Origin of the sequence: Mesorhizobium sp. M5C.F.Ca.IN.020.32.2.1 (assembly GCF_004023105.1) — a bacterium.
Classification (GTDB): domain Bacteria; phylum Pseudomonadota; class Alphaproteobacteria; order Rhizobiales; family Rhizobiaceae; genus Mesorhizobium; species Mesorhizobium wenxiniae.
This window is the reverse complement of sequence record NZ_RZSX01000438.1, coordinates 1-5,212: the sequence shown is the minus strand read 5'-3', so window position 1 is coordinate 5,212 and position 5,212 is coordinate 1. Positions and strand designations below refer to the sequence as shown.

The 5,212-nt window shown below is 63.4% G+C and carries 5 protein-coding genes; 4 read left to right on the top strand and 1 reads right to left on the bottom strand.

Annotated features, from left to right (window positions below; all coding sequences use genetic code 11):
• The 3 genes from EOA86_RS21010 to EOA86_RS41285 form a co-directional block, all read left to right on the top strand.
• Window positions 1-1,264 (top strand): ABC transporter ATP-binding protein (locus EOA86_RS21010; protein WP_164891877.1); only part of this gene is annotated, 1,264 nt, incomplete at its 5' end.
• Between the two features lie 7 nt (window positions 1,265-1,271).
• The gene (locus tag EOA86_RS21005) at window positions 1,272-2,111 is read left to right on the top strand and encodes an alkaline phosphatase family protein (protein WP_128343398.1); all 840 of its coding nucleotides are present in this window, start codon (window positions 1,272-1,274) and stop codon (window positions 2,109-2,111) included.
• Between the two features lie 103 nt (window positions 2,112-2,214).
• A complete protein-coding gene (locus EOA86_RS41285) occupies window positions 2,215-2,343 on the top strand; it encodes a hypothetical protein (protein ID WP_281033706.1) in 129 nt (42 codons plus the stop codon).
• A gap of 31 nt (window positions 2,344-2,374) precedes the next feature.
• Here the strand turns inward: EOA86_RS41285 and EOA86_RS21000 are convergent, their stop codons facing one another.
• Window positions 2,375-3,421 (bottom strand): substrate-binding domain-containing protein, encoded by a 1,047-nt coding sequence (locus tag EOA86_RS21000; RefSeq protein ID WP_128343396.1) that lies wholly within the window; start codon window positions 3,419-3,421, stop codon window positions 2,375-2,377.
• Window positions 3,422-3,763: 342 nt separating this feature from the next.
• Here EOA86_RS21000 and EOA86_RS20995 point away from each other — a divergent pair, with 342 nt between their 5' ends.
• Complete coding sequence (locus EOA86_RS20995) at window positions 3,764-5,119, top strand: ABC transporter substrate-binding protein (RefSeq protein ID WP_029347540.1); 1,356 nt, start codon at window positions 3,764-3,766, stop codon at window positions 5,117-5,119.
• The last annotated feature ends 93 nt before the right edge of the window (window positions 5,120-5,212 follow it).

Genomic DNA, 5,212 nt, shown 5'->3' with positions numbered 1-5,212 from the left:
GCATGGCACGGCGGCACGAGCCGCGGCCGAAAAACGCGCCGTCGCGCTGTTCAAGAAGCTCAGCCTGCCGAACCCCGAAAGCATCGGCGAGCGCTTTCCGCACCAGGTGTCCGGCGGCCAGCTGCAGCGTGTGATGACAGCGATGGCGCTGTGCTCCGAGCCCGACCTGATCGTCTTCGACGAGCCGACCACGGCGCTCGACGTGACGACGCAGATCGACGTGCTGGCGGCGATCAAGGACGCCATCCGCGACACCCATGTCGCCGCGCTCTACATCACTCACGATCTTGCCGTCGTCGCCCAGGTCTCGGACGAGATCATGGTGCTGCGTCACGGCCGGCTGGTCGAATGGGGCGGCACCCGCCAGATCATCAAGGAACCGCGCCAGGAATACACCAATGCGCTGGTCTCGGTGCATGAGATCGAGCACCAGGAGCAGAAGCCCGGCACGACGCCGTTCCTGTCTGTCAAGAACATCACCGCCGCCTATGGCCGCAGCCATATCAAGGTGCTGAAGAACGTCTCGGTCGACATCTATCCGGGCCAGACGCTGGCTGTCGTCGGCGAGTCCGGTTCGGGCAAGTCGACACTGGCGCGCGCCATCACCGGCCTTCTGCCGCCCGAAGAGGGCACCGTCACCTTCGATGGACGTCCGCTCGCCAACCGGCTCGCCGACAGGCCCAAGGAGGATCTGCGGCAATTGCAGATGATCTACCAGATGGCCGACGTGGCGATGAACCCACGCCAGACCGTCGGCACAATCATCGGCCGGCCGCTCGAATTCTATTTCGGTCTGCGTGGAAGACAGCGTGACGCCCGCGTCGCCGAGCTGCTCGACAAGATCGAAATGGGCAAGGGTTTCATCGACCGCTACCCGGCCGAGCTTTCCGGGGGGCAGAAGCAGCGCGTCTGCATCGCCCGCTCGCTCGCCGCCAAGCCGAAGCTGATCATCTGCGACGAGGTGACCTCGGCGCTCGACCCGCTGGTGGCCAACGGCATCCTGAAACTGTTGCTCGAGCTGCAGAAAGAGGAAAACGTCGCCTATCTGTTCATCACCCACGACCTCGCCACGGTGAAGTCGATCGCCGATTCGATCGCGGTGATGTATCGCGGCGAGGTGGTGCGCTACGGCGCGAAAAGCCAGGTGCTGGCGCCGCCGTTCGATGCCTACACCGACCTTCTCTTGTCCTCAGTCCCCGAAATGGAGATCGGCTGGCTGGAAAAGGCGATCAAGGGACGGCGCATGGCCAGCGCGGGCAATTAGACACCCCGTGGCGCTGACGACAAAACTTCTGCTGATCATCCTCGACGGCGTGCCTTACCGCAACTGGCGCCGGCTGATGGGCAATCTCGAAGGCTGGGTGCAATCGGGCGAAGCGCGCATCTGGAAGATGCGTTCCGTGCTGCCGTCGACCTCGGCCTGCTGCTATGCCTCGATCCACACCGGCGTGGCGCCGCAGGTGCATGGTATCCTGACCAACGAGAACCGGTTTCGCGTCGAGCAACCGGATATCTTCTCCGAGGTCAGCAAGGCCGGTGGCAAGACCGGCGCGGTCACCCATTCCTACTGGTCCGAATTCTTCCGGGCCTATCCTTTCGATCTGGTCGAGGATTTGGAATTCGACGAGCCGGGCGGGCCGATCACGTATGGCCGTTTCCACACGATGACCGGCTACAACGCCCGCAACCAGATGACGCCGAGCGACATCGACCTGTTCGCGACGCTGACCATGCTGACCAGGCGCCACGGCATCGACTACGGCATCCTGCATACCTGCACACTGGACTCGATGGGCCACCGCTTCGGCCACGACTGCCACGAGATGGACCATGCCGTTTATGCGATGGACGGCATGCTGGCCACCTTCCTGCCGCGCTGGCGGGAAGCCGGCTACGAGGTGATCGTCACCGCCGATCACGGCCAGACCGATCGCGGCCATCATGGCGGCCATGACGACGATATGCAGGATTTTGCTCTGTATTATTTCGGACAGGGCAAGGGTCCGGAGGCCGATACGCTGCTCGACCAGCTGCAGCTTGCGCCGACGGTGCTTGCGCGCCTTGGCGTGCCGGTGCCCGCGACAATGAAGGCCAAGCCGTTCCTCGACTGATGCGCGTCTCCACTTCTCCCCCTTGTGCGAAAAGGAATTTGCGCGTCTTTGGCAACGTTGCCGCTCTTCGGCTGGGCTCCGGAAAAAATCCTGGACGGAAGTGGTGAACCGTTTTGCCCCGATCAGCGCAGACAGAAGCGCCACGGCCGTGAATTTCGGCCCCAAGGGCAGGGACAAAGATTTCAACTACGGCCTGCTGGTCACCAAGGCGGCCGAGGCTGCGATGGTATAGCTCTGGCGCTTTGGGGTTGTGTTGATTCAGGTCAGGTCGAGCCGAAACCAGTGCGCTGGGCCCGGGCTCCGGCGACCGATCCCCTTACCACCAGATCGACCGGCCAGACTTCGCCGCGGGCGCCCTCCTCCAATCCGGAAATCCGCGCCGCCAGCCGCTCGGCGACGCGCGCGCCGGCCAAACGGATCGACGAACGCGTCGTCGACAACGGCACCGAAAAATTTTCCGGCTTTAGCCAGGGGAAGACGTCGTCATGGGCGATCAGCGACAGGTCGCCGGGGATGGTCAGGCCGAGATCGCGCGCCGCCCGCACGACGCCGAGCGCCATGATCAGGCTGGAGCAGGCGATCGCGGTCGGCGCATCGCTGCGCTCGAGCAGCCGTCTGGCGGCGCGGTAGCCGTTCTCCTCGGTCATGGCGAGGGAACAGACATGGCCTTCGCCTAGGGCCAGACCGCTCGCCGCCAGCGCACGGCGCACGCCACGCTCGCGGTGAATGGCGAAAGTCTCGCGGTCGTCGCCGTTGATCAGCGCCAGCCGCCGGTGACCGAGCTGGACGAGCAGCCGAGCCGCCTCGTGGAACGCGCCCTCATTGTCGATGTCGGTGTAGGGGTAGTCGAAATCGAGCCCTTCGCTGCGGCCATGGACGATGAAGGGGATGCCGAGCGTGCTGACCAGCGCCACCCGCCGGTCGGCCGGCCTCGGCGATGAGACGTAGACGGCGTCGACCTGCCGGTTGGCGACAATGCGCCGGTAGGTCGTCTCCTGGTCGTCGGCATCGGCCGGTGACAGCACCAGGTCGAGTTCGTGCGAACGGGCATAGTCGCCGAGACCCGACAGGAATTCGACGAAATGCGGGTCGATGTCGACGGTCGTCCCGGTCGGCAAGACATAACCGATCATCCCGGTCTTGCCGGTTGCCAGCCGGCGCGCGCTCGGGTTGGGGCGGTAGCCGTGGCGCTTGGCGGCGTCGATCACCCGCCGCCGCGTTTCCTCGTTGACTTCCGGGTAGCCGTTCAGCGCACGGCTTACCGTTGTCTGCGAAAGCGCCAGTCTCTGGGAAAGCTGTTTGAGGTTCACCGGAGGCCTCCAAGCCTCAAAGCTCTTTTAACTAGGATTTGTCAGCCCGGCCACGGCAGCGCTGCTGCATCTAGGACCATAAGCACTGTTTCCGACCGGTTTGAAGCAAAATTTGCTGCTGCTGCGCATTTAGTTGCTCCTTATGTCGGCAGAATTAAATCGATTAGCCTGTCTCCCTCTTGACTCCTGATCCATTCAGTGGCGTCATCGAAAAGAACCAAAGCGCTTTGGAAGACTCTTCGAAAGGTTGCGGTTCCTTTCCGACTGAGTCACAGTCCTGCGGCGTCGGCGGACGGAATGGAGGTTCCGTCCGGTGTTTGTCACCACTGGGAGGGAATACCTATGACGAAAATGCTTCTGCTGAGCGCCGCTTTTGTCACGCTCGCCCTGGGCGCACCGGCGCAAGCCGAACTGAAGTTCAAGCCGGGTGAGGACCCCCGCTTCAACTGGGCGAACTACGAAGAGCTCAAGAAGGTCGACCTCAAGGGCGAGACGCTATCGATCTTCGGGCCATGGCGCGGCGAGGACGAGGGCCTTGTGCGCACCGTTCTCGACTATTTCTCGGAGGCCACCGGCGCTGAGATCAAATACTCGTCGTCGGAAAATTACGAGCAGCAGATCGTCATCGACACGCAGGCCGGGAGCCCGCCCAACATCGCGGTGCTGCCGCAGCCGGGCCTAATCCAGGATCTGGCGTCCAAAGGCCTGCTGACGCCGCTCGGTGATGACACCGCCAACTGGATCAAGGACAATTACGGCGCCGGCCAGTCATGGGTCGACCTCGGCACCTTCAACGACAAGGACGGCAAGCCGGGCTTCTTCGCCTTCCCCTACAAGGCCGACGTGAAATCGCTGGTCTGGTACTCGCCGGACAATTTCGAGGAAGCAGATTACGAGGTGCCGAGGACGCAGGAAGAGCTCGCCGAGCTTGAAAAGAAGATCATCGCCGACGGCGGCACGCCATGGTGCATCGGGCTCGGTTCGGGCGGCGCCACCGGCTGGCCGGCGACCGACTGGGTCGAGGACATCATGCTGCGCACGCAGACGCCCGAGACCTACGACAAGTGGGTGAAGAACGAGATCCCATTCAACGATCCCGCGGTGGTCAACGCCATCGACATTTTCGGCAAGATCGCGACCGACGACAAGATGGTCGACGGCGGCGCCAAGGCGGTGGCGGCGACCGACTTCCGCGACAGCCCGAAAGGCCTGTTCTCGGTGCCGCCGAAATGCTATTTGCACCATCAGGCGTCTTTCATCCCGACCTTCTTCCCGGAAGGCACTGAGATCGGCCAGGACGCCGACTTCTTCTACTTCCCACCTTATGCTTCCAAGCCCGACCTCGGCACCCCGGTGCTCGGCGCCGGCACGCTGGCCATGATCACCAAGGATAGCAAGAGTGCCCGCGCGTTCATAGAATTCCTGAAGATGCCGCTCGCCCATGAGATCTGGATGGCCCAGGGCGGTTTCGTGACGCCGTTCAAGTCGGTCAACAAGGAGGCCTATGCCAGCGACGCGCTGAAGAAGCAGGGCGAAATCCTTGCCGAGGCCTCGACCTTCCGCTTCGACGGGTCCGACCTGATGCCGGGCAAGATCGGCGCCGGCGCCTTCTGGACCGGCATGATCGATCTCGTCGGCGGCAAGTCCGCCCAGGATGTCGCCACTGACATCCAGAAGAGTTGGGACGCGATCAAGTAGGCGGTCCCGGCTGAACGTGCGGACTGCCGATCCTGAATGGATCCGGGGCTCAGTGGCCCGGATCCGACCGGCGGCCCGCGCCGCAGCAATCTT

Bases quoted from the DNA above. Each gene is read 5' to 3' on its own strand.
- EOA86_RS20995 (WP_029347540.1), top strand. From the start codon at position 3,764: ATGACGAAAATGCTTCTGCTGAGCGCCGCTTTTGTCACGCTCGCCCTG.